18 protein-coding genes are annotated in these 24,237 nt (G+C 69.6%); 13 read left to right on the forward strand and 5 right to left on the reverse strand.

What is annotated here, in order from left to right; translation table 11 throughout:
* The first annotated feature begins 12 nt into the window (after window positions 1–12).
* The 10 genes from FY549_RS16730 (at window position 13) to FY549_RS06850 (ending at window position 14,709) form a co-directional block, all read left to right on the forward strand.
* Complete coding sequence (locus FY549_RS16730; RefSeq protein ID WP_262381146.1) at window positions 13–306, forward strand: hypothetical protein; 294 nt, start codon at window positions 13–15, stop codon at window positions 304–306.
* Window positions 264–968 (forward strand): glycosyltransferase family 2 protein, encoded by a 705-nt coding sequence (locus tag FY549_RS06810; protein WP_262381147.1) that lies wholly within the window; start codon window positions 264–266, stop codon window positions 966–968. Before FY549_RS16730 ends, FY549_RS06810 begins: the two co-directional genes overlap by 43 nt.
* The gene (locus FY549_RS06815; protein WP_149084368.1) at window positions 959–1,678 is read left to right on the forward strand and encodes a CDP-alcohol phosphatidyltransferase family protein; all 720 of its coding nucleotides are present in this window, start codon (window positions 959–961) and stop codon (window positions 1,676–1,678) included. Before FY549_RS06810 ends, FY549_RS06815 begins: the two co-directional genes overlap by 10 nt.
* Window positions 1,675–2,292, forward strand: a complete 618-nt coding sequence (locus tag FY549_RS06820; RefSeq protein ID WP_149084369.1) for a hypothetical protein — start codon at window positions 1,675–1,677, stop codon at window positions 2,290–2,292. The genes FY549_RS06815 and FY549_RS06820 overlap by 4 nt, the downstream gene beginning before the upstream one ends.
* 197 nt (window positions 2,293–2,489) lie before the next feature.
* Window positions 2,490–3,023 (forward strand): DUF4352 domain-containing protein, encoded by a 534-nt coding sequence (locus FY549_RS06825; RefSeq protein ID WP_149084370.1) that lies wholly within the window; start codon window positions 2,490–2,492, stop codon window positions 3,021–3,023.
* A gap of 75 nt (window positions 3,024–3,098) precedes the next feature.
* A complete protein-coding gene (locus FY549_RS16850; RefSeq protein WP_276545279.1) occupies window positions 3,099–7,820 on the forward strand; it encodes a PKD domain-containing protein in 4,722 nt (1,573 codons plus the stop codon).
* 11 nt (window positions 7,821–7,831) lie between these two features.
* Window positions 7,832–9,142 carry a hypothetical protein gene (locus FY549_RS06835; protein ID WP_149084371.1) on the forward strand — a complete coding sequence of 437 codons (1,311 nt, stop codon included), beginning with the start codon at window positions 7,832–7,834 and terminating at the stop codon, window positions 9,140–9,142.
* 82 nt (window positions 9,143–9,224) lie between these two features.
* Window positions 9,225–10,550, forward strand: a complete 1,326-nt coding sequence (locus FY549_RS06840; protein WP_259614079.1) for a polysaccharide biosynthesis tyrosine autokinase — start codon at window positions 9,225–9,227, stop codon at window positions 10,548–10,550.
* A gap of 195 nt (window positions 10,551–10,745) precedes the next feature.
* Window positions 10,746–13,385 (forward strand): right-handed parallel beta-helix repeat-containing protein, encoded by a 2,640-nt coding sequence (locus FY549_RS06845; RefSeq protein WP_200838609.1) that lies wholly within the window; start codon window positions 10,746–10,748, stop codon window positions 13,383–13,385.
* 10 nt (window positions 13,386–13,395) lie between these two features.
* Window positions 13,396–14,709, forward strand: a complete 1,314-nt coding sequence (locus FY549_RS06850) for a hypothetical protein (RefSeq protein ID WP_149084373.1) — start codon at window positions 13,396–13,398, stop codon at window positions 14,707–14,709.
* 59 nt (window positions 14,710–14,768) lie between these two features.
* On the opposite strand, the gene FY549_RS06855 is transcribed toward FY549_RS06850, so the two are convergent.
* Genes FY549_RS06855 through FY549_RS06865 form a run of 3 tightly spaced genes read right to left on the reverse strand, consistent with a single transcriptional unit; the run spans window position 14,769 to window position 18,626 of the window.
* Window positions 14,769–15,905 (reverse strand): glycosyltransferase, encoded by a 1,137-nt coding sequence (locus tag FY549_RS06855; protein ID WP_149084374.1) that lies wholly within the window; start codon window positions 15,903–15,905, stop codon window positions 14,769–14,771.
* Window positions 15,902–17,095, reverse strand: a complete 1,194-nt coding sequence (locus tag FY549_RS06860) for a DUF1972 domain-containing protein (protein WP_149084375.1) — start codon at window positions 17,093–17,095, stop codon at window positions 15,902–15,904. The genes FY549_RS06855 and FY549_RS06860 overlap by 4 nt, the downstream gene beginning before the upstream one ends.
* 4 nt (window positions 17,096–17,099) lie before the next feature.
* Entirely contained in the window at window positions 17,100–18,626 is a 1,527-nt protein-coding gene (locus FY549_RS06865) for a sugar transferase (protein WP_149084376.1), read from the reverse strand.
* A gap of 358 nt (window positions 18,627–18,984) precedes the next feature.
* On the opposite strand from FY549_RS06865, the gene FY549_RS06870 reads away from it, so the two are divergent.
* Window positions 18,985–20,130: a low temperature requirement protein A gene (locus tag FY549_RS06870; RefSeq protein WP_149086028.1), complete on the forward strand. Its 1,146-nt coding sequence runs from the start codon at window positions 18,985–18,987 to the stop codon at window positions 20,128–20,130.
* A 9-nt stretch (window positions 20,131–20,139) separates the two neighbouring features.
* On the opposite strand, the gene FY549_RS06875 is transcribed toward FY549_RS06870, so the two are convergent.
* A complete protein-coding gene (locus FY549_RS06875) occupies window positions 20,140–20,754 on the reverse strand; it encodes a TetR/AcrR family transcriptional regulator (protein WP_149084377.1) in 615 nt (204 codons plus the stop codon).
* A gap of 460 nt (window positions 20,755–21,214) precedes the next feature.
* On the opposite strand from FY549_RS06875, the gene FY549_RS06880 reads away from it, so the two are divergent.
* Together FY549_RS06880 and FY549_RS06885 are read left to right on the forward strand one after the other, a co-directional pair.
* The gene (locus tag FY549_RS06880; RefSeq protein ID WP_149084378.1) at window positions 21,215–21,496 is read left to right on the forward strand and encodes a hypothetical protein; all 282 of its coding nucleotides are present in this window, start codon (window positions 21,215–21,217) and stop codon (window positions 21,494–21,496) included.
* 106 nt (window positions 21,497–21,602) lie between these two features.
* A complete protein-coding gene (locus FY549_RS06885) occupies window positions 21,603–22,715 on the forward strand; it encodes a fatty acid desaturase family protein (protein ID WP_374114496.1) in 1,113 nt (370 codons plus the stop codon).
* Between the two features lie 65 nt (window positions 22,716–22,780).
* On the opposite strand, the gene FY549_RS06890 is transcribed toward FY549_RS06885, so the two are convergent.
* Window positions 22,781–24,184: a cell division initiation protein gene (locus tag FY549_RS06890; protein ID WP_149084380.1), complete on the reverse strand. Its 1,404-nt coding sequence runs from the start codon at window positions 24,182–24,184 to the stop codon at window positions 22,781–22,783.
* Between the last annotated feature and the right edge of the window lie 53 nt (window positions 24,185–24,237).

Consider the following 24,237-nt stretch of genomic DNA (forward strand, 5'->3'; position numbering starts at 1 on the left):
GGGGAGGATCGCGTGTCAATCGTGCACGGACGGCTGGCCGTCGTCGTCGTGAACTACGCTTCGGCGCGGCTGCTCGAACGCAACCTGGCGGTCGTGGAGCGGGAGGCCCGCGCGATCGACGAGGATGCGCTGGTCATCGTCGTCGACAACTGGGCGGGCGCGGGTGAGCGCGAGGCCGCCGCGACCGTCGCCCGGGCACACGGCTGGACCCTGATCGCCTCCCCAGACGAACACCGGATTCGGCGGCGGGGGTCAACATCGGGGTGGCCGGGGCGCTCGCCGAGGGGGCAACCGACGTCCTCGTGATCAACCCGGACGCCCACATCGACCGGACCTCGCTGTCTCGCCTGGCCGAGATCACCGCCGGGTCGCGGACGACGCTGGCGTCGCCGGTCATCACCGACTCCGACGGACGGACTTGGTTCGCGGGGATCGACCTCCTGCTGGACGACGGCACCATGCGTGCGCGCCGGAAGCGTCGGGCGGAGGACACGCGGCCCTACGAGCCGTGGCTGAGCGGTGCCTGCCTCTGGATCACCCGCGAGGTGTGGGAGCTCGCCGGGGGATTCGACGACGAGTACTTCCTGTACTGGGAGGACGTCGACTTCTCGCGTCGCGTCGTGTCGGCCGGGGGAGCCCTCGCGCTCGTCGAGGACGCGAGGGCGGTGCACGACGAGGGGGGTACCCAGCGCGCCGACCCGGAGCTGTCCCGCGCCAAGTCGGAGGGGTACTACTACTACAACATCCGCAATCGGATGCTGTTCGCGGTCCGTCACCTCGACGACGAGGCCGTGCGCCGCTGGCGCCGGTCGATACCCCGCACTGCGCGGGAGGTGATCCTCCGCGGCGGACGGCGGCAGTTGCTGCACTCCGCCGCTCCGCTCCGCGCGTACCTCCGCGGTGTGCGCGAGGCCCGCCGGATCGCACGGACCCCGCGGCCGGATCGTAAGGAGAGCACGTGGTCGTAGACGCCTATCGACAGCTCGCGAAAGCGCAGAAGGGGCACGCGCGCGGTGCCCCCGCCTACTCGGTGTACGTCAACCGTCGGCTCGGCCGGGTCCTCGCCGCCGTGGCATTCCGGCTCGGGCTCACGCCGAACCAGGTGTCGATCATCAGCGCCGTCCATTCCTTCGCGGCGATCGGCCTCATCGCCTTCGCGCCGGTGACCGTACCGCTGGGGCTGCTGATCGCGCTCCTGCTCGTCCTCGGGTACGCCTGGGACTCGGCGGATGGACAGGTCGCCCGTCTTCGTGGCGGAGGGAGCCCTCAGGGCGAGTGGCTGGACCACTTCATCGACACGCTCAAGATCGCTTCGCTGCACCTCGCCGTGGTCGTCGGTCTGTACCGGGTGCTGCCGGAGACGCCGGCGCTGCTGCTCATTCCGATCCTGTTCAGCATCGTCGCCTCGACGACCTTCTCCGGCATGCTCCTGAACGATCTGCTCAAGGGCAAGCATGCCGTGGCGTCCACGCACGAGCGCGGCGGCGGGACGCTCACGCGTTCGCTGGTGCTCCTACCGACGGACTTCGGTCTGGTCTGCCTCGTCTTCGTCCTGTGGGGCTGGACGCCGGGATTCCTGGTCGCCTACACCCTGCTGTGCGCCGCAGCGGTCCTGTTCCTCGCGCTCGCCGCGGTGAAGTGGTTCCGCGAGATCGGAAGGCTGGGGGACCCGACATGACCGGAGAGTCGATCCTCGTCGTGTGCGCCGCCAACGTCTGTCGGTCACCGCTGGCCGAGCTGACCCTGCGGCGCGGGCTGGGAGCGGGCTCCGCCATCGCCGTCCACAGCGCCGGCGTGCGCGCCCACGAGGGCGACCCGATCTGCACGGAGGTCGCCGGACGGCACTCGGAGGACGACTGGCAGGAGGAGGCGAAGGCGCATCGAGCGCGTGTCGTCTCGCCGGAGCTCCTCGCGGGCGCCTCCCTCGTCCTGACCGCGTCGAAGGACATCCGGGGCGAGCTGGTGCGGTCGGCCCCCGAGTTCCGCGATCGGATGTTCACACTCCGCGAGGCCGCGCATCTCGGAGCCGGCTTCCGTCCCGGCGGCTCCGATCCCGTGGCGGGCTACGTGGCGTACCTCGACCGTGCCCGCACCCGCGCGGTGCCCCTCGGAGGCACAGCGCGCCGCGGACGGGGGGTCCGGCGGCTCTTCGGGAGCCGTTCCGTCGCAGACCCGACCTCCATCGCCGATCGGCACGGAAGCCGGGGACACGCCGAGACGATCCGCGAGGTCGAGCAGGCCGTGGATGCCATCGTGACGCAGATCGGGGAACACCGCCGGCGCTCCTCCTGACCCGAAGGGTTGTGGATTTCCACGGGGCGCACTACGATTAGCCGACGCCGTGTTTCGCACGGTTGGGGGGAACCGGAGCCGAGGGGGCTTCGGCTGGGGAATCTGGGTTCTGGGGAGCTGCAGTGTTCACTGTTTCAGCATGCCGTTCTGGGGACGGCTCTTCGCGCGCTCGACGCGCGCTTTTCATCGCGCCCGTCGTGGCGTTCGCGGTTCTGCTCGCCGGGTGCACGGCGGCTCCGGACACGTCGGCGTCGCCGGCACCCGAGGGCACCAGCACGACCGATTGGACGCCGCCCGCCGATCCTGACGCGGAAGGGCCGACCGAGGCCCCTGCGCTGACCGAGGAGAGCGGTGCGCTGGACGCGGAGATCGCGCTCTCCACCGACATGGTCGTGACGGTCGACGACATCTCGACGACCGAGATCACGCCGCAGACGCCCGGCGAGTACGCCGGCTCCGCCGTCGTGGTGACCGTGAAGGTGGCCAACGACTCGAAGCGGACGCAGAGCGTCGACTCGGCCGTCGTTAGCCTCGTCACCGATGACGGCGACGTCGGCGTCGCCACCACCGCCGGACCGAACGAGCCGCTCCGCGGGGAGCTGGCCGCGGGCGACGAGGCCACCGGAACCTACGTCTTCATGCTCGACCCCATCGAGGGCCGCGCCGTGAAGATCAGCGTGAACTACGCCGCCGGCGAGCCGGTGGCGACCTTCGCGGGCGAGCTCTCCTGAGCCGCGGGCGCGAGAGATACCACCGCGTCTCGTACGTGACATTTTCGAAGAAGAAATCTGGGGCTGGGGAGCAACATGGGTAAGACATCCATTGGGAGGCGGGCGCGGAGCGCACTCGCATCGGTCGTGACGGCGGCGCTGCTGATCACGGGCATGACCACGCTGGGGGCGACGGGGGCCGCGGCGGCCGACACGCCGTCGACGCCGCCGCCGCTGCTGCAGCGGAACGATGACGTCGTGACGTCCGATCCGATTCCGACCGTGCAGATCGACAACGGCTACGTCTGGTCCCAGACGACGATCGGGTCGACGGTGTATGCGGTCGGGAAGTTCGACAACGCCCGTGCGCCGCTCGCCGCTCCCGGCACCAGCCTCACTGCGCGGTCGAACGTCCTCGCCTATGACATCAACACGGGCCAGCTGCTGCCGTTCGCGCCGCAGGTCAACGGCGTCATCAAGGCCGTCGCCGCCTCGCCGGACGGAAGCCGCATCTACATCGGCGGGTCGTTCAATTCCGTCAACGGCCAGACCCGCTGGAACTTCGCGGCGCTGGACGCCGCGACAGGCCAGCTCGTGCCCGGTTTCTCGCCCTCGATCGGTGGCAGCGGCGTGTACGCGCTGGCCACCTCCGGATCGAGCGTCTACGTGGGCGGCCTGTTCACCCAGGGCAACGCGACGCCGCGAAAGAACCTCGCCGCGTTCTCGGCCACGAACGGCGCGCTGCTCAGTTGGGCACCGCAGAGCGACCTTCAGGTCGACGCCATGGTGATGGACCCCGCGGGTCAGAACGTCATCGCCGCTGGCCGCTTCTCGCAGGTCAACGGCGACCTGACGATGCGCGGCACCGTCGCCCTCGACAAGACGACCGGCGCGGTCGACAGCGGTTGGGCGCTGCCGCAGACCGTGAAGAACGGCTCGAACACCGGGTCGAACTCGGGCAAGGCAGGAATCTTCGGCCTCGCAGCCGACGCCAACGCCGTGTACGGAACCGGCTGGGTCTACGCGGATGCGGCCACGGGTAACCTCGAGGGCACCTTCGCAGCCGAGGCCGGCAGCGGCCAGGTCCGCTGGATCGCAGACTGCCTCGGTGACCACTACGGCGTCTACTCGACCGGCAAGACGGTGTACACCACCAGCCACACCCACGCCTGCAGCACGATGGGCATGCACCCGGAGCAGAACCCGCGTACGCACCGCTATTCGGAGGCGTACACAGCGGATGCCCGTGGCCTGCTGGGGAACCAGCCCGCAGCGGGAGGCACGTACAAGAACTGGGCCGGCACGCCCGCGCCGTCGGCGTACGCCTGGACGCCCGACTGGGCCGTTGGCGTGACGACGGGCATGGGACAGGCCGGTCTGTCCATCACCGGGGTCGGGAACATGATCTCGATCGGAGGCGAGTTCCGCTCCGTGAACAACGGACGCTTCGAGGGACTCGTCCGGTTCTCCACCAACCCGCCCGGCGGGGCGAAGGACGGCCCTCGCCTGTCCGGAGCGAACTGGACCGGCACAGCGCAGTCCTTCATCCCCGGGCGTGTCCGGGTGTCGATCCCGGCGAACTGGGACCGCGACGACCTGACGCTCACGTACGAGCTGCGCCGCAAGGGGACCGCCGCTCCGGTCGCCACGACCACGGCCCGAGGCACCTGGTGGGACCGCCCCTCGGTGAACCTCGAGGACAAGACGGCTGCGCCCGGCTCGACGCAGGAGTACACCGTCGTCGCGAAGGACAGCGCGGGCAACACCGTGTCCAGCCAGGCGATGAGTGCGACCGTCACGGAGGGGGCCGTCTCGACCTATGTCGACGCCGTCACCGCGGACGGACCGCAGCTCTACTACCCGCTCGGCTCCGCCGCGCAGGACTGGGCCGGGTCGAACACTCCGGTCTTCGGCTCGGGAGTGACCGCATCGACCTCCGGCGTGGAGAACACGGCGACCGGTGCCTCGACCTTCACCGGCACGAGCTCCGGCCGGGTGGCCTCGGGCAGCAAGATCGCCGCACCCACGGAGTTCTCCACCGAGCTGTGGTTCAAGACCAACACGAACAGCGGCGGGAAGCTCATGGGGTACGGCTCCGCGCTGTCGGGCGACTCGACGAGCTATGACCGTCATCTCTACATGACGAACAACGGGCGACTGGTCTTCGGCACGTACAACGGCAGCACGCAGACGGTGCAGAACGACACCGCTCTGAACGACAACGCCTGGCATCACGCCGTCGCGACGCAGAGCGCTGACGGAATGAAGCTCTATGTCGACGGGCAGCTCGTGTCGTCCCTGAACGGGGCGACCACGGCGGAGAACTACACAGGATATTGGCGTATCGGTGGCGACAATCTCTCCGGATGGCCGTCCGCACCGAGCTCCAAGTACTTCAAGGGGTCGCTGGACGAGGTGGCGGTCTACCCGTTCGCCCTCACGCCCACGCAGGTGAAGACGCACTACGGCATCGGCAAGGGCTTCCAGGCTCCGACCGCCGACTTCACCGCCACGCCCGCCGACCTCGCCGTCGCGTTCGACGCAGGAGCCTCGGCACCGGCGGGGTCGGCCACCATCGCCGGATACCGGTGGGACTTCGGTGACGACTCGCCGACGGAGACCGGCAAGACGACGAGCCACACGTACGAGGAGTCCGGCACGTACACCGTCACGCTGACGGTGACCGACAGCAACGGACTCGCGACCTCGGTGGAGAAGCAGGTCGTGGTGCAGGCGCCGAACGTCCTTCCGACGGCGTCCTTCGAGACGACCGCGAACGGACTCTCGGTGTCGGCCGACGCGTCCGCCTCCTCCGACTCCGACGGATCCATCGCGACGTACGCCTGGAACTGGGGGGACGGCACGACCTCGACCGGTCAGGTCGCGACGCACGTCTACGCCACGGCGGGTACCCGCACCGTGACGCTGACCGTCACCGACGACCGCGGGGGCAGCTCGTCGACCACCCGCCAGGTGGTGACGACGCACGCCGATCCGGTCGCCGCCTTCACCGCGACCGCCTCCGGGCTGAACGTCGACGTCTCGGCCGCGGGTTCGAGCGCGTCCGACGGAGCCACGCTGACCTACTCGTGGAACTGGGGCGACGGTTCTGCCGCCGGCTCCGGGGCCACGGCCGCGCACACGTATGCGCAGGCCGGCGCGAAGGACATCACCCTCACCGTGACGGACAGCCTCGGCGCGTCCTCCACCCTCACGAAGACCGTGACCCTGACCGCGCAGGTGTTCGCCGCGTCCGATGCGTTCGGCCGCGTCGTCTCCAGCGGGTGGGGTGCGGCGGACAAGGGCGGCACGTGGGCCCCGATGAGCGGGTCCGCTGCGGTGCTCTCCGTGGGTGACGGCGTGGGCAAGGTGAACCTGACGCCGGGCGAGACGAGGGAGATGCTGCTGCAGGGCACGTCGGTCCTCGACTCCTCCGCACGCATCACGTACACCCTCGCCTCCGGACCGTCGACCGGCGTCGCCTACGAGGGGCTGGGCGCGCGGCGCTCCGGATCCTCCGGCTACCGGGCACTCGCCTGGCACCGCGCCGACGGGACGACCTGGCTCGTGATCCACCGCAACGGCACTGCGATCGCCAGCACCGCCGTCTCCGGACTCACCTGGAGCGCGGGCAGCTCGTTCACGCTCCTGATGGAGACGACGGGGTCCTCGACCACGACCATCCGGGCCAAGCTGTGGACGGCCGGGGCGGCGGAGCCCGCGAACTGGCAGCTCACCACGACGGACGCGACCCCGGCCCTCCAGGTCGCCGGTGCTCCCACGGTGTTCTCCTACCGGGCCGGCAGCGCGACCGGCACCAACCTCGCCAGCTTCGACGACTTCACGCTGAAGAACCTCGGCGCTCCGGCCCCCGAGCCCGAGCCGCAGCCGGAGCCGGAGCCCGCGAACGTCGCTCCGACCGCCGCGTTCACCGCCACTGCGACGAACCTGACGGTCGCGGTGGACGGTAGCGCATCCACCGACTCCGACGGCACCGTCGCGTCGTACGCCTGGAACTTCGGGGACAACACGACGGGCACGGGTGCGACCAGCTCGCACACCTACGCGGCGGCGGGGACGTACACCGTGACGCTCACCGTGAAGGACGACAAGGGCGCCACGCACACCACCAGCAAGCCGGTGACCGTGACGGCGCCGCCGGTCGACCCCGAGCCGGAGCCCGAGCCGGAGCCGGAGCCGGCCCCCGTCGCGGACGACGCCTTCGACCGCACGGCCGGTCCCGGCTGGGGCACGGCGACGGTCGGCGGGGCATGGACCATCGCCGGCGGCTCGCAAGCGGCGGCGACGGTCGCCGACGGCCAGGCGAAGCTGAATCTCATCGCCGGAGACACCCGCCACGCGACGCTGAACACGACGTCCGTCGCGGATGCGCTGCTGGAGACGCAGTTCCGCGTCGACCAGGCCCCGGCGGCGGGTGGCGCCTACATCGGTGTGATCGCCCGACAGTCGGCGGCGGGGAAGTACTTCGTCCGTGCCTGGCTGCGACCCGACGGCACGGTCTGGCTGGTCGTGCACCGGGAGGGGACCGTGCTGCGCACACAGACCGTGCCCGGGCTCGTCTGGGCCGCGAACACGTCGTACAGCCTCGAGGTGTCCGTGACGGGGACGACGTCGGCGACCGTGTCCGCCAAGGTCTGGCCGACGGGGACGACGAAGCCGGCGACCTGGCAGCTCACCACGACGGACGCGACGCCGCTGGGGGCGGGCGCGGTCGGTCTGAGCGGCAACCGTTCCGGCAGCGCGACCGCGCCGCTGGGCGTGTCGTTCGATTCGTTCCGCGTCACCGCACCGCAGTAAGATCCTGACGCATGGCCACTGCTGTACCGATCGCGCTCCTCGCCATCGGCGGAATCGCGGCAGTGGCCATCGTCGTGTTCGGGCTCCGTCTGCTCCCGCGCACCGCCTTCGTGGTGTGGGCCTGCGTGCTGTTCTTCGTCCCGCTCTGGGTGGGGGTGAACGTCGGCTTCTACTGGGCGGCGATCACCCTGCTGACGGCGCTGCTGATCATCGTCAACTGGTCCGTGGTGCCCCTGCGCGCGGCCGACGCCTGGGTCGCGGTGTTCGTCCTCCTCGTCGTCGGCCTGTACGGCTTCGGCACGGTCGACCTCGCCTCCCTCGTGGCGTCGCTGCTGGAGTGGGTCATCCCCTACATCTGGGGTCGGGTGGTCCTCGCCCGTGTGACTCCGGAATGGGTGACGTCGACCATCGCCGTGGTGGCGATCGTCGCGGCGGCGCTCGCCGTCGTGGAGTTCGTGACCTCGTTCAATCCGTTCGTCCTGATCCCCGGTTCCGGCGTCGTCTACGAGACGTGGAGCCCGTTGCAGGAGCGCGGCGGTGTCCTCCGTGCGGAGGGCGCGTACGGCCACTCGATCGCCCTGGGCGCGGCCCTGGCGATGTCCTCGGCTTTCGTGGTCGCGACCAGGTGGCGACTGTTCCCGAAGATCACGGGAGTGGTGGTCATCGCGATCGCGACGGTGCTCACCTTCAGCAGGGCCGGGCTGTTGACGCTCGTGCTCACGCTTGTGCTGTCCACCTTCCTCATCGTCGGCGTCTCGACGAGGTTCCGGGTGACGGTCGCGGTCGCGGGAGTCATCGGGGCGGCCATCGTGATCCCGATCATCGATTCCGTCTTCGGAGCGGCGGGTGACGAGGCGGGGGGAAGCGCCGACTACCGGACCGATCTGCTCGTGCTCCTGGAGCAGGTGCAGGTGTTCGGCAACCCGGGTGACTGGCATTCCCTCGTCTCCGGCGACTACTACCTCGGCTACTTCGCCCGCTCGGTGGACAACGCGCTGGTGCTCACGCTCCTGCGGTACGGGTACGTGCCGACGCTGCTCATCATGGCGGCCGTCGTCTGCGCCGCGCTGATGGCGGTGCGGCGGTCGACCAGAAGTCCCGCCGCCCTCGCCGTCGTCGGCCAGCTCCCGAGTCTGGTCGTGGTGGCGCTCATCACGCAGTACAGCATGTTCCTCTGGTTCTGCGTGGGGCTGGCGATCACCTGGGCCAGGGATGCGGGTGCGCGGTCGGCGCCGGGGGAGGACGCGTTCCTCCGCGAGGTGCCGACGGCGTCGTCTCCGAGGCTGGCGGCTCGAGCCGCTCCGCAGGCCGGGCAGACGTGAGGGTGCCGTGCAGATGGCTCCTCTAGAATCGAGACCTCAGGGGGAATGGGGAGTCATGGGCGAGAGCCGGGTCAGTCTGCGTATGATCGCAGGCTCGCTGCGCAAGTTCTGGTGGTTGATCGTGTTGTGCGGCGTCGTGGGCGCGGCGGGCTCGTACGGCTACGCGTCGTTGCAGACGCCGCTTTTCCAGGCGACGACCTCGCTCTACTTCGCGCTCAACCAGGGCACGAGCGCCTCGGATCTCAACCAGGGCTCGGTGTACACCCAGAGCCAGATGCTCTCCTTCGCTCAGCTCGCGACGAGCTCGCGGGTTCTCGAACCGGTGATCGAGGAGCTGGATCTCGACACCACGCCCCGAGCGCTCGCCAGGGATATCGAGGTCGCGATCCCGCAGAGCACCGTGACCCTGCGGGTCACCGGAATCCAGGATGATGCGGAGGCCGCCGCCGCCCTGGCGAATGCCGTCGCCGAGCAGCTCATCGTCGCCGTCAAGGACGTTGCGCCGAAGGATCCGCAGGGGGAGTCGACGATCACCGCGGAGGTGATCGACGACGCCGTCGTGCCCGAGTTCCAGTTCACGCCGAGCAAGCCGAGGGACGCGCTTCTCGGAGGCTTCCTCGGGGGAGTTCTCGGTCTCGCGGCCGCCGTGCTCATCGGCGTCCTGGACACGCGCGTTCGCAACGAGGAGGCGCTGACCCAGGCCGGTGGCGACCCCGTGCTCGGAGTGGTCTCGAAGTCGCCGCTGCTCGCGGAACGCGGCATCGCGGTGGCCCAGGAACCCCTCGGTCACACCTCGGAGGAGTTCCGCCGCATCCGCTCCGCGCTCGCGTACGCGAACGTCTCCTCCCGCGTGAAGGTGCTGCTGGTGACGTCGGGCATGCCCGCGGAGGGCAAGTCCACCGTCTCGGTGAACCTCGCCATGACCCTCGCCGCCCTGCGCAACTCCGTTCTCCTGATCGACGCCGACATGCGGCGACCGCGGGCTCACGAGCACGCCGGTATCGACGGTTCGGTCGGTCTCACGAGCGTGCTGCTGGACGAGGTGGGGTTCGAGGTCGCCAAGCACCGCGTCGCCGACACCACGCTCGACATCCTGCCCGCCGGCACGATCCCGCCGAACCCGGCGGAACTGCTCACGTCGGCCCGCATGACGCAGCTGCTCGACTTCGCCGCCGCGGAGTACGACTACGTCGTGATCGACTCGCCGCCGACCCTGAGCGTCGCGGATGCCAACCTCTTCGCCACGCAGACCGACGGCGTGATCCTCGTCGTGGACGCGACGAAGACCCGGCGCGCAGCGTTGACGAAGAGCATCAAGTCGCTGGAATCCGGTGGTGCGCGCATCCTCGGCACCGTCCTCAACCGCGCGCGGCCGGACCGGCATCGCAGCGAGTACTACAGCGAATGAGCGAGCTGTGCGCCGTGCCGGTGGGTCACCGCGCGGGCACGCAGCATATTGGCTGAGGTCGTCGCACCGTTTGCCTTCACCCAGACGGGCGGTTATTCTTCATGGGTTGCGAGGGGGGCTCGCTCTTTGTCGCCGGGGTTGAAACTGCGGCGAAGTGCGGGTGACCGTGCAGAACGCCCCAGAAACGGTGACATCGTGTCCTTTCCGTTCCCCGCTCGTCCCTTCTCGACACCGCACGGCGCGCCGCGCCGGCACCGTCGGTTCCTCGCCGCGTCGCTCGGCGCCATCGTCGCCCTCTCCGGTACCCTCGTCGCCGGTCCCGTGGCTGCAGCCACCGCCGGTTCCGCGACCACCGTCCCCGCGGCCCCGGCCGCGGCGCCACTCCTGTCCGACTCGATGAACCGCACCGTGGCGTCCGGGTGGGGCGCATCATCGACCGGCGCCTGGCGCGTGGTCGAGGGACCTTCGAGCGTCTCGAACGGTCGCGCCCTGCTCGCCAGCCGGAAGCCGGGGATCACCGCGAGGGCGACCGTCGCCGGGGTGAGCGCGGCGGACCTGAGCAGTCGTTTCACGGTCGCCGTACCCGCTCTCCCCGTCGGCGGCCCGCTGTATCTCGCGCAGGCCGTCCGAATCGTGGGCAAGAACTCGTACGGCGTCCGGCTGCGCGTGCACCCCGACGGTTCCGCCTACGTCTCCGTGGTCCGGATGACCGATCTCACCACCGTGCAGAGTCTGAGTGAGCGTCGTCTCCCGCTGACCGTGACGAAGGGCATGTCGCTGCGCGTCGCGCTGGAGGTCACGGGCACGAGCCCGGTGACGCTCGCGGCGAAGGCCTGGGTGAACGGGGCCGCCGAACCGTCGGCGTGGCAGGTCAGCCACGCCGACTCGTCCACCAGCCGGATCACCGCCGCGGGCGGCTACGGCTTCGCGCTGTACACCTCCGCGGGGGCGAAGGCGGCTGTCCCGCTGGCGGTCGACGACATCCTCGCCACCGCGCCCGTTCCTCCGGCCGCTCCGGCACCGACCCCTGCTCCGGCACCGGCCCCGAACCCGGCACCGGCCCCGAACCCGGCGCCCGCCCCGAACCCGGCTCCGGTTCCGCCGGTGACGCCGGCGCCGCCCACGACGCCCGCACCGCCGGCGACACCGGCAGGCGTCCGCGGGAAGCCGGGAGCGGCGGCACCGGGTTCGCTCTCCTACCCGGCACCGGCCACGGCGGTGTACGCGTCGCCGGGAGGATCCGACGGCGCGGCAGGCACCAAGGCCGCCCCGGTGCGGACGATCGCGGCGGCCCTCAGGATCGTGCCGAACGGCGGCACGATCGTCCTCCGCGGCGGTAGCTATCACGAGGAGATCGTCGTCCCCGCGCAGAAGCGCGTCACGATTCAGCCGGCCCCGAACGAGGCCGTATGGATGGACGGTACGAAGGTCGTCACCGGGTGGAAGGCCTCCGGGAAGACCTGGACGGTGGACGGCTGGACCACGGCTCTCGACTCCAGCCCCACGTACACCAAGGGAGCGCCCGACAACACCCAGCCGGAGTGGCGCTTCGTCGATCCGGCTCATCCGATGGCCGCGCACCCGGACCAGGTCTGGGTCGCGGGGGTGCAACTGCGCGAGGTGGGGTCCGCTGCCCAGGTCGTCGCCGGTACCTTCTACGTGGACGACCGCGCCAAGCGGCTCGTGATCGGTACGGATCCGACCGGCAAGACCGTGGAGGCCAGCGTCCTCACGCAGGCCCTCTCGATCCGTTCCGCCGGATCCGAGGTGCGCGGAATCGGCGTCCGCCGGTACGCCACCAGCGTGCCGCAGATGGGCACGGTCGTCGCAGCAGCCAACGACATCACCCTCACGGACGTCACCATCCGCGACAACTCCACGACCGGCTTCTACTCGTGGGCGCCGCGCACGACGCTCACGCGGGTCTCCTTGGTCGGCAACGGCCTCCTCGGCGGTGGCGCCTCCCAGGCCGACGGGCTCACGGTGAAGCAGATGCTGTCCGTCGGCAACAACGCCGAGCACTTCAACCACTCGCCGGTGTCCGGTGCGTTCAAGGTCACCCGGACGCGCGGTGTCACCGTCGCCGACAGCGCCTTCACCGGCAACGCCGGGCGTGGGCCCTGGTTCGACGAGTCGGTCGTCGACATCGCGTTCACCGGCAATGACGTCATCGGGAACGCCGGGCACGGCGTCCTCGTCGAGCTCTCGGAGCGTGCCGTCGTCGCCGACAACATCATCGCCCGCAACGGTGACTTCGGGTTGTTCGTCCTGAACTCCGGCAACGTGAAGATCTGGAACAACACCTTCGTCGGCAACGCGAACCGCAACGTCAGCATCGGTCAGGACGCCCGCCGTGCCTCCGATCCGAACGCGGCAGGCCACGACCCGCGCACCCGCAATGCGCCGCTGGCGCCCTGGATCGTGCGCAACACCGTGATGTCCAACAACGTGATGGCGGAGAGCGCGGGCAACTGCCTCGTCTGCGTGCAGGACTTCTCGACCACGTTCACCGGCGCGCAGATGGTGTCGAGCGTGAACGGCAACCTGTATCACCGCACGGCCCCCGGCACGCCCCGGTGGTTCTCGGCGTGGTCGAAGGGCTCCGTCTCGCGGGACCCGGCCGTTGCCGACACCCTCGCGGCGTTCACCGCCGCGACCGGGCAGGACCGTCGGTCGCAGTTCGTGCAGGGAGCCTCGGTCGTGACCGGCGCGTACGTGCTGTTGCCCGCGCAGGTGCAGCGCCAGGCAGCCATCGCGGTCCCGGTCCCGACGGATGTCGCTTCGGTATCGCGACTCCCCGGTGGCAGCGCGACCCTGGGGGCCCTCCCGCGGTGACGATCTAGGTATGGGTTCTCTTCTCGCTGTCGGCGCCCGCGCGCTGACGATGGTCATCGCGCTGGTGTGCGGCGTTCTCACCACCCGGATGATCATCGGAGACGCGGGCGTCGGCAGCTTCGCCCTCTACACCCTGCTCACCACCATCCCGTCGCTGCTGACGTTCACCGACCTCGGCAGCGGCGCCGTCCTCGTGAACGCGGTGGCCACGAGCGACGATGTCCGGACGGACGAGAAGCTGCGGTACCAGCTCACATCGGTCGGCCGTGTGCTGCTGATCTTCGCGACCTCCGCGATGGCGGTCAACACCGTGCTGCTCGCCACCGGCGCGTGGGAGTTCGTCTTCGGCGACGCCGGGGGAGAGCCGGGGGCGTCGTTGGCGGCGTTCTTCTGTGTCACGATCTTCTGCCTCGGGATTCCGCTGGGCATCTGGGCCCGGATCATGCTCGGCCAGCGCAAGAACCACATCGTCATCCTGTTGCAGGGGCTCATCTCCCCCCTGACCCTGGCCGGTGTCTGGCTGCTGCTCACGTACGGAGGTGACAACCTCCACTCCTATGTCGCGATCGCCTCATTCGCCGCCTCGTTCATCGTGTCGGTGCTCGGCGTGCTCATCACGGCGCGCACCACGTCGCCGCTGATCCCCGCGGCGGCACGCATGGTCCTCCGGCCACGGCGGTTCCCCGGCGTCCGGGTGATGGACGTCGGCTGGCCGATGCTGGCGCAGATGGTGACGTATCCGATCGCCGTCGGGTCGCAGCGTTACGTGATCGCTCAGCTCGGCGGTCCGACGGACGTCGCCGAATACGGTGTGGCCGGGCAGGTCTTCTTCGCGCTCAACGGACTCGTGATGGCCGGCGGGCTCGCCCTCTGGCCCCACTTCGCCCGGTTGCGGCATCAGGGCGATCTGCGTCGGGGACCATTCCTCCTCTCCGCGCTGTTCGCCGTGGCGGTGGCCCTGGCGACGGTCGTCGTGTGGCTCGTCGGCCCCTGGCTGTTCGGCTTCATCACCCAGGGGGAGCTGGAGGTGCGCCCGACGACGATCTTCGCGTTCGGCCTCATGATCATGCTCACCGCCGCCGTCTACCCCCTCGGAATGTTCATCATGGACAAGCCGGGAATCCGCTTCCAGGTGATTCCGACCCTCAGCATGGCGGCCGTGGGGATCACTCTCGCTTTCGTGCTCACGCCGGTCCTCGGCATCGCGGGGCCGCTCCTCGGCGTCGCCTTCGCGCTTCTGGTCTGTCAGTTGATCCCGTTCTCGATCTACATCGTCCGTCACCGAGCTCGGCTCACGGGCGATCGCTCCACCGCAGCCGTCTGACGTCGGCTCGCCGAAGGGGCGCCGGACCGCGGAGGTCCCGAAGCAGAGGGCCGGGTCGGTCAGTCCAGGACGCCGGCGGTGATGTCCGCGCGGTAGACCGCGGGGGCGTGACGGCGCTGGGCCTCCGCCCGGCTCTCGGCGACGTTTCCCACGAGCTCGCCCCACTGATCGCGGACGTTGTCGAGCGCGGCCGCGATGGCAGCGGGATCGTCGGGCGTGACGAGCTGCGCGGTGGCATACCCGCCCGCTGCCTCCCGCAGACCGCTGCTGTCGCTGGCGATGACGGGGCGCAATGCGAGAACGCCCTCGACGGCGGTGTTCCCGAACGGCTCGTCCACCCGCGACGGCACGATCAGCACATCCGCGTCGGCGAGGAACGGCCAGACGTCGGCGTGGAAACCGGCGAAGTGGACGGGTACTCCGGTCTGAGCGGCGCGAGCGCGGAGCTCCTCTTCGAACCACTCGTACCCTTCGAAGACTGCGCCGAGCAGAGTGACCTCGACGGGACGGCCGGCTGCCTGAAGAGCAGCGGCGGCGTCGATGACCAGGTCGGGGCCCTTCCGCGGCGAGAGGCGCCCGACGTAGAGCACGCGCAGGGCACCGTCGATGCGGGTGCGGGGAGGCGCCGGGTGCTCCGGGGACGCGACGCCGTTGAAGACGACGCGCGTGCGAGCGGCCAGGGGCGGCAGAGCGCGCCGGATCGTCTCGAGGCTGAATCGGCTGTTCACCAACGCGCGGGTGGACGCGAGGTGGGGGGCGTAGAGGAGGCGGTTCACCAGCGTGCTCCCGGAGGCCTCCGCTTCGTGCACGTGGCTGATCGCGCGAGTTCCGCGAAGCCGGGCGATGAGCGGCCACTGCGGGATGATGATGGTCGATACGTACACGGCGTCCGGGCGGACGCGCCCGATCAGCCGCCACGCGGCGCCCAGGCCGCGGAACATGTCGCGGAACAGACGCGGCAGTCCGCGTGGCGTGAGCAGGACCTTGCGCAGGACGAGCATCGGCACGATGACGACCTCGGCTCCGGCGGCGCGGAGCGGCGGCACGAGCAGGCCCGTGCTGGGGAGCGCGACGATGACGCGGGCTCCGGCCTCGACGAGCCCGATCGCGCTCTCCAGCAGCATGCGGTCGGAGCCGAACATCTCCGCACCCGGATGCACGAGCAGAACCGTCTTCCGGTGCCCCGTGGCGGTCATCGTGCGGCGTCCGCGGGGGCTGGGGCCCAGTCCGTGCTCCGGCGACGCGCGCGGCGAGCGGAGGCATGGATGCTGGAACCCTCGGCGAGACGGCGGGCGAGGTCTTCGTACTCATCGGCCACGTCGTCCCAGCGGAAGCGGGTGCGTGCGATCTCCTTGACCGCAGTGGCGTGCAGGCCGCGGAGCGCGGGGTCCGCTTCCGCCGCCGTCACGTGCCTGGCGACGTCGTCCGCGCCGGCGAAGAACCAGCCGTTCCCGTCCAGCACCTCGCGGTTGAACGGCACGTCGAAGCCGATGACCGCCGTGCCGGCTCCCATGGCGCGCAGGAGCGACGGGTTGGTGCCGCCGACGGAGTGGCCGTGCAGGTAGGTGGCGGCATGGGCGTAGAGCGCGTCGAGGAGGTCTTGATCGTAGACGCCCCCTACCAAGCGGATACGCGGGTCGGCCTCGGCGGCCTGCTGGATCTCCTGCGTGTATCCGGCGGAGTACGGTGCGGAGCCTACGACGACCAGGGGCAGCCGAGCGGCGCTCGCGCGGTACCCGCGGACGATCTCGAGAACGTGGTTCTCCGGCTCGAAGCGCGCCACCACGAGGTGGTAGCCGCCGGGAGTGAGGTCCATCTCGTTCAGACGGTCCGCCGCCGGGTCATCGAGGATCGGCGCGCCGTAGCGGATGAGCTCCGTCGGCACGTCGAACTGGTGGCGATAGTAGTCGGAGATGCCCGGAGCATCGGCGATGAGCGCATCCGCGGTGCGGACGCCGAACTGCTCGGCCCACCGGTAATAGGCCTTGCCACGGGGGCCCCACTTCGAGCGACGCCACTCCAGACCGTCCATGTGCAGGGCGACGGGCGCTCGCCGTACCCGCAGCAGAGGCAGGAACGGGGAGTTCGCCGCGTTGAAGACGAAGGTCGCGTCGGGCCGACGGTGGAAGAGCAGGTGCAGCGCCGACAGGCCGGTGTGGCTGAGCGTCTCGACCTGCTTCACCGGGACCGCCGGCAGGTGTACCACGCGCATGCCGAGGTACTCCTTGTCCCGGTGTTCGGAGCCGCGCGTGTACACGACGACGTCGTGACCGCGTTCCGCGAGGCGGCGACCCACCTCCTCGATGGCCGTCTCGAACCCGCCGTAGGCGGCGGGCACTCCGCGGGTCCCCACCATCGCGATCGTGAGGGGTGTCGAATTGCTCATCCGCTCAGTATGCCCCGCTGGGCTGCGCCATGACCTTCGCGGTGCGCCACATGATCTGCAGATCGTTCATGACCGACCAGTTCTCCACGTAACGCAGGTCGAGCCGCACGCTCTCGTCCCACGACAGGTCGCTGCGCCCCGAGACCTGCCACAGGCCCGTGATACCGGGCTTGATGTAGAGACGGCGGAACACGGTGCCGTCGTAGGCCGTGACCTCGCTGGGCAGCGGTGGACGCGGACCGACGACGCTCATGTCGCCGATCAGCACGTTCCAGAACTGCGGGAGCTCGTCCAGCGACAGCTTGCGCAGCACCTTCCCGACCCGCGTCACTCGCGGGTCGTCCTTCATCTTGAAGAGGAGGCCGGCGCCCTCGTTGTGCTCCTTGAGCGCCGCGAGCTGCTTCTCCGCGTCGGTCCGCATGGAACGGAACTTGACCATCTTGAAGGTTCGGCCGTCCCGCCCGACGCGCTCCTGGAAGAAGAACACCGGTCCGGGGGAGTCGAGCTTGATGAGCGCGCTGAGCACGGGGGTGAGCACCGCGATCGGGATCAACGCGACGGTGGCGACCACGACATCCAGGGCGCGCTTCAGCAGATGCACGCCGCCCTCATAGGTCGGGATCTTCACCTGGATCAGCGGGAGGCCGTCGACCTGCCGCAGAGAGATGCGCGGACCCGCCACATCGGTCAGGCGGCTGGAGAGCACGAGCTCGGCGGCGGTGCCCTCGAGCTGCCAGCTGAGCTGCTTGACGAAGTCGGGGGACCCCTCGGGGCGGCTCGCCACGATGATGGTGTCCGCCCCGAGCTGTGCCGCCGCCGCGGCGACGGTGTCCACATCGCCCACGACCGGATAGATGCTCTCCCCGATCCTGAGCGCGCCGGACGTGCGATCCAGCAACGTCGTCCCCACGACGTGATAGCCGTTCTCCCCGCCCTTCTGCAGGGAGTCGATCACATATTCGACGTCCTCGGTGGCGCCGACCACCAGTGTCCTCGACGCGAATCGTCCGGAGAGGCGCTGCCGCTGCAGCCAGCGGCGCCAGGTCCAGCGAGCGAAGAGGAGACCGAGCATGCCCACCGGGAGTGCGATGAAGAACAGCGGCTGCAGCCCTTCCCACTCCAGGAGCACGCCCGCGATGGCGGTGAGGCCGAAGGCGAGTCCCGCGGCGTGCGCGACGCGGCGGTACTCGGTGGCCCCGGACCCGAAGATGGCGGCGGCTCGGCTGTTGAGCGCCGACAGCATCAGGTACCAGGCGAGGCTCAGCAATACGGCGTTGCGCACGGCCTCGATCACCGTGACGCCGGTGATCAGTTGGACCGCCGCCGTCAGCGCGACCGCGATCAGGATGACAGCCGCATCCGTGATCCGCAGCCGCATCCGATAGCGACGCTCCCACTGACGGCGTCGTTCGAGCGTCGCCGACACGCGCGGCGTGCTCGCCGCAGGCGTCACCGACGCGGTTGCTCGCGGAGCCGTGATCGGCGTGAAACCCGTACGAGCGATGCTCAGAGCATCCTCGACGGAAGTCATGCCGAGGCCCCTTGAGCCGTGAATGTACGCAGATAACCCCAGTGCGCCATCGTTTCCCCAGTTTTCCCCAGACCGTGAACCCCACGTTCACGGACACGTCTGCGTCCCGACCCCTCGGGTCCTGCTGGTGCTCCGCGATCCCACATCGCGAAGGTCCTCCTCGTCGTCCCAACCGACGAGGGGTGCAGCAGGCACTGCAGACGTCCAACACTGTAGCGGATCCCGGCAGCGGACGGAAGCTCCACCCCGAGATGCGCGAGATCCGAGTTCCGGCATACCGCGCCTCCGCTGCCGCCGGCGCTAGTCTGTCGCGGTGACCGTGCCTCCCGCCTCGAGCCCTCGCCTCCACCTGCGTGCCATGGGCCCGCGTGATCCGGGACAGCCGCATCGTGCGGCGAGTCCGCTGGAGCTCTTCTTCGACCTCGTCTTCGTCGTGGCGGTGAGCATCGCCTCTGCCCAACTGCATCACGCCCTCAGCGAGGGAGACTTCCTCCACGGGATCACGTCCTACGCGATGCTCTTCTTCGCGATCTGGTGGGCGTGGATGAACTTCACCTGGTTCGCGACGTCGTTCGACACCGATGACTGGCCGTACCGCATCGCCACGTTCGTCCAGATGGCGGGTGTCCTCATCCTCGCCGCCGGAATCCCCCGGGCATTCGAACACGGAGACTTCACGCTGCCCGTGATCGGTTACGTCGTGATGCGCGTCGCGATGGTGGCGCAGTGGCTGCGCGCCTCCCGCTCCGGCGGCCCGCTCCGTTCCGTCGCGCGGCGCTACGCCCTCGGCATCGCCGCCGTGCAGGTGCTGTGGATCCTCTTCCTGCTGATCCCGTCCGGCTCCGTGCAACTCGTCGCGTTCGTCGTCTTCGCGCTGATCGAGGTCGGGGTCCCGGTGTTCGCCGAGCGCAAGCACCAGACCCCGTGGCATCCGCGCCACATCACCGAGCGTTACGGGCTGTTCACGCTCATCGTGCTCGGCGAGAGCCTTCTCGCCTCCGCCAACGCCATCATCGACGCCCTCGACGAAGTGGAGGTGCTGGGGCCCCTCCTCGCGATCTCCGCCCTGGCGTTCATCGTCACGGCGGCGTTGTGGTGGATCTACTTCTGGCCGCCCCACCACCGCGCCATCACGACCCTCGGCCATTCCCTGCGCTACGGCTATATCCACTATTTCGTGTTCGCGGCTGCCGCTGCCTTCTCCGCCGGTATCGAGGTCGAGCTGGACGTGATGACGGGGGAGAGCCACCTCGCCCCCGTGGCCGCCACCTTCACCGTGTCCGTACCGATCGCGGTGTTCCTCATCGGCGTCTGGTGGATCGCGATCCGGGACAACGCCGACCGCGTCGTCAACACGGTGATACCGGCAGGCGCACTCCTCGTCCTGCTCGACCCCTTCGTGCCCGTGCCGGTGGCGCTGACGGCGACGGTCATGGTCGCGATCGTGGTGGTGCTGGTGGCCCGTCCCCCGGTTCCCCATGGCGCGACCGTGACGGACGCCTGACCACCGTGGTCAGACGCTGGCGGCGAACAGGTCCAGACATTCGCGGCGCAGGCGGGCGATGGCGTCGTGATCCCCACGCAGATGCCGGATCAGCGTGTGATGGATCATGCCGTCGGTGAGCGCGTACGCGAACAGCGGGGTGAAGCGGCAGGGGCGTCCGCACAGCTCCGCGTAACGCTCGACGACCTGCCAGATCGCGTCCTGCACCTGGGTCTCGACCTCCGCGATCGTGTCGCCGAATCCCGGCTCGAACAGGGATTGGTTGCGAAGGTCGTACCAGAGCCGGTGCAGGCGGGCGTCGTCGCGGACGCTGCGGGCGAGCTCATCAGCGACGCCGGCCGCGAGATCGTCCGCCGTCTCCGCCTCGTCCAGAACCGCCAGGTAGCGGTCGCCGAGTCCGCCCTTCGAGATCCGGACCGCTTCCGCGATGAGGTCGTTCTTGTCGGTGAAGTAGTAGTGCAGGGAACCGTGCGACAGTTCCGAGTGCTGCGCGATCTCGCGGAGCCCGGTCCGCGCGAATCCGCGCTCTGCGATCGCTTCCAGTGCCGCTTCGGCCAGTGCGCGCCGGCGGAGCGCGAACTTGTCCACGCCTGCTCGCTCCGCCCGCTTGATCGCCGTCGTCATGGTGTGCCCCCGGTCTCGTCCCCTTCGGGATCGGTGCGGGCTATGCTATGGCATTCCGACGGATCTGGACAGCCGTCCGAGAAAAACTTGACAGGTGACAAGCTCCGTGTTCCACTGGATGCGCTACGGCCGTCCATGTCCCCTGCATGCCGGCCGTCTTCATGGCTGCGCGAGCGATCCCCCCAATCGCCCCGGCCCAGCGTTGCCCGCCGATCTCTTCGAGCGCCAGCGCCGCAGAGCGGAGTGATGTCCCCCCATCCTGCGCTCTGCTCTCGCTTCCGCGGTGTGTGTCTGCTAGGCTGATCGTGCAACGTGTGCGTATCGCCCCCTCTCGGCCGCCTCGTCGCCACTGATCAGGGCCATCAACGGACCACGCACATCGACGCGCGCGGGATCCGCCCTCGGTCTCTCCATGTGCGGAGCGCGACAGCGCGCCCGCCCCACAGCAATGAGCATCAGCATGAGTACTACCACCACCGTCCCTCCGTCCACCCCTCTCACCTGGAAGCAGGCCGACGTCGACGTGCACGTCGCGACGCGTGACGGCGAGTTCGCCGGGTTCGTCGAGTTCGACGGGTCCGCCCATCGACTGCGCGATGAGCGCGGCACCGACCTCGGGTCCTTCCCTGCGCTCGACGACGCCTTCCGTGCGCTCGCCGACGCCCACGAGCCGAAACGAGCGCCGGCGTCGGCGGCTCTCCCGCGCGCGCCGCGCCGCCGGATGCGGCGGGCGCGAGCCTGAATCGTATGCCGCCTCGCGTATGCGGGCGGGGTTAGTGTGGCCACAGCGATCGGCAACCGCCCTTGGCTTCTTCAGCTCGAGGGCTCCCGATCGACAGGAGAGCATCATCTCTTCCACATCCTCCCCGTCCGCCACCGCCACTCTCGGACCGGTTCGCCAGACCTACGCGGGAAACGCCGACTTCCCCCCGCTCGCCCGGGCCTACCGGGACGTCCAGCAGGTCGTGAAGGAGACCGGGCTCCTGCAGCGCACGCCTGTTTTCTACACGGCCATCGGCGCGGCTCTGGTCGTCGCGTTCGCCGGCTGTGTGGCCGGTTTCCTGCTGCTCGGAGACAGCTGGTTCCAGCTCCTCATCGCCGCCGCGTTGGGCATCATCTTCACGCAGGTCGCCTTCCTCGCCCATGAGGCGGCACACCGCCAGATCCTCTCCACGGGTCCGGCGAACTTCCGGCTGGCTCGCGTGCTCGCCGGCATCATCGGCATGAGCTACCACTGGTGGGACTCGAAGCACACCCGCCACCACGGCAACCCGAACCAGGTCGGCAAGGATCCCGACATCCAGGTCGACACCGTCTCCTTCCTGGAAGCGGATGCCGCACAGTCTCGCGGCATCGTTCGGCTCATCACGCGGAAGCAGGGCTGGCTCTTCTTCCCCCTCCTGACGCTCGAGGGGCTCAACCTGCACTACCTGGGCCTGAAGCACCTCCTCACGCGGAGGAACGTGAAGGGCCGCTGGACAGAGCTCGGGCTCATCGCCCTCCGGTTCGCCGTCCTCCTCGTGCCGCTGTTCCTGCTGCTCCCGGTCGGGATGGCCTTCGCATTCCTGGGCGTACAGCTCGCCGTGTTCGGCGTCTACATGGGCGCGTCCTTCGCGCCCAATCACAAGGGCATGCCGGTCATCGCCCCGGACGCCAAGCTCGACTTCTTCTCGAAGCAGGTGCGGACGTCGCGCAACATCCGCGGCGGATGGTGGGTCACGGGGCTGATGGGCGGCCTCAACCACCAGGTCGAGCACCACCTGTTCCCGAACATGTCGCGGCTGCACCTGTCGAAGGCGCGCGGGATCGTGCGCGACTACTGCGCTGCGAACGGCGTCCCGTACACCGAGACGAGCCTCGGGCGGTCATACGCGATCGTCATCGCCTACCTGAACCGGGTGGGCCTGGCGGCACGCGACCCGTTCGACTGCCCGGCGGCCGCTCAGCTCCGCCGCGCCTGAACCTCCGGATACGACGAAGGGGCGAGTAGATCTCCTGCTCGCCCCTTCGTCGTATCCGCGCGGGATCAGCGCTTCGAAGAGTCGTCCGTCTCGACGACGTCGATCGTGATCTTCTCCAGCGGGCGGTCATCGTCGAGCTCGTCATCGAGGACCTCGTCGCCGCGGAAGGTCTCGACCGGCGCCACGACGACATCGTCCTCGGCCTCGTCGTCATCCTCGATCGTGGCCTCGGTGACGGCGATCTCCGTGGGAAGGCCGTCGTCGCTGAAGATGCCGTCGGGACGGATGAGCTCGCGCACCTCGGCCATGAAGCTGGTGAGCTGCTGCTGCTGCCAGCGCAGCTGACGGGCGCGATCCTCGGCGTCGCGGAGGACGGTGGATGTGTGGCCGGTGACCGCATCGACGATCTTCTGCGACTTCACCCGGGCACGCTCGAGGATCTCCCTGGCACGTACCTGGGCGTCGGCCTCGATCGCCTGCGCCTGCGAGCGCATGAGCTTCTCGTAGCCGTCTGCCTTCGCGGAGATGCGCTGCGCGTGCTCGAGCGAGGCCGTGACCTGCTCGTTCGCGTCGGTCGTGATGCGCTCGGCGTGTGCGACGGCCTGGTTGTGGAGGACGAGGAACTCCTGCTGCGCGTCGTCCTGACGACGGGTGAGGGTCTCCTCGAACTCCAGCACGCGGGCGTTCATCTCACGGACCTCGCGCTCGGCGTCCGCACGCAGCTGGGTGGTCTCGCGCGTGACCAGCGAGCGGAGCGCGGCGGCACCCTTCTCGGCCTCGGTGCGGATGGCGGTGGCCTCCTGGGAGGCCTGACTGACCTTCTCCGCGGCGTGCGCCGCCTCGCGCTCGATGCGCGCCTCGTGGGCCGTGTACTCGGTCTCCATCTTCAGTCGCACCTGGTCGGCGTCGCGCTGAGCCTGGGAGATGATGCGCTCGGCGTCCGCCTCCGCCTCAGCGCGCTGCGCGGCCACCTCCTCGCGGGCAGAGGTCATCAGTCGATCGGCCTGCACCGCCGCGTTCTGGATGAGCACGTTCGCCTGCTCCTCGGCCACGCGCAGGATCGCCTCGAACTGCTGACGCGAGGGAGCCTCCTCGCCATCGGCCTGCGGCATGTCGACGAGCTCGGACGTCAGCGTCGCCACCTGCTGCTCCGCGTCGGACGCCTTGGCGTTCGCGGCGGCGAGCTCGGCTTCGAGGGCCTCGCGCGCCTCGCGCTCCTCGGCCTTGACCGCCTCGATGGACTCGGCCTCCCGGGCCTTCGCCTCGGCCACTTCATCGGCAGCCTGCTGGAGCTGGGCGCGCATCGACGCCAGCGCGGCGTCGACTTCGCCCTTGTCGTAGCCGCGGAAGCCGATGGTGAACGCAGACGTGGACGAGGACGATGCCTCCCGCGGAGTCGTCTCGATCAGCTGATCGAAGAAATCCGGCGACCGGTCGTCGTCGCGGGGAGTGCCCGAGGAATCGCTCATGGGTTCAAGCCTTTCTGGCGTGTCCGCGACACGAAGCGGTGTTCGTTTCCGTG

This window comes from Microbacterium sp. 1S1, assembly GCF_008271365.1.
Classification (GTDB): Bacteria; Actinomycetota; Actinomycetes; order Actinomycetales; family Microbacteriaceae; genus Microbacterium.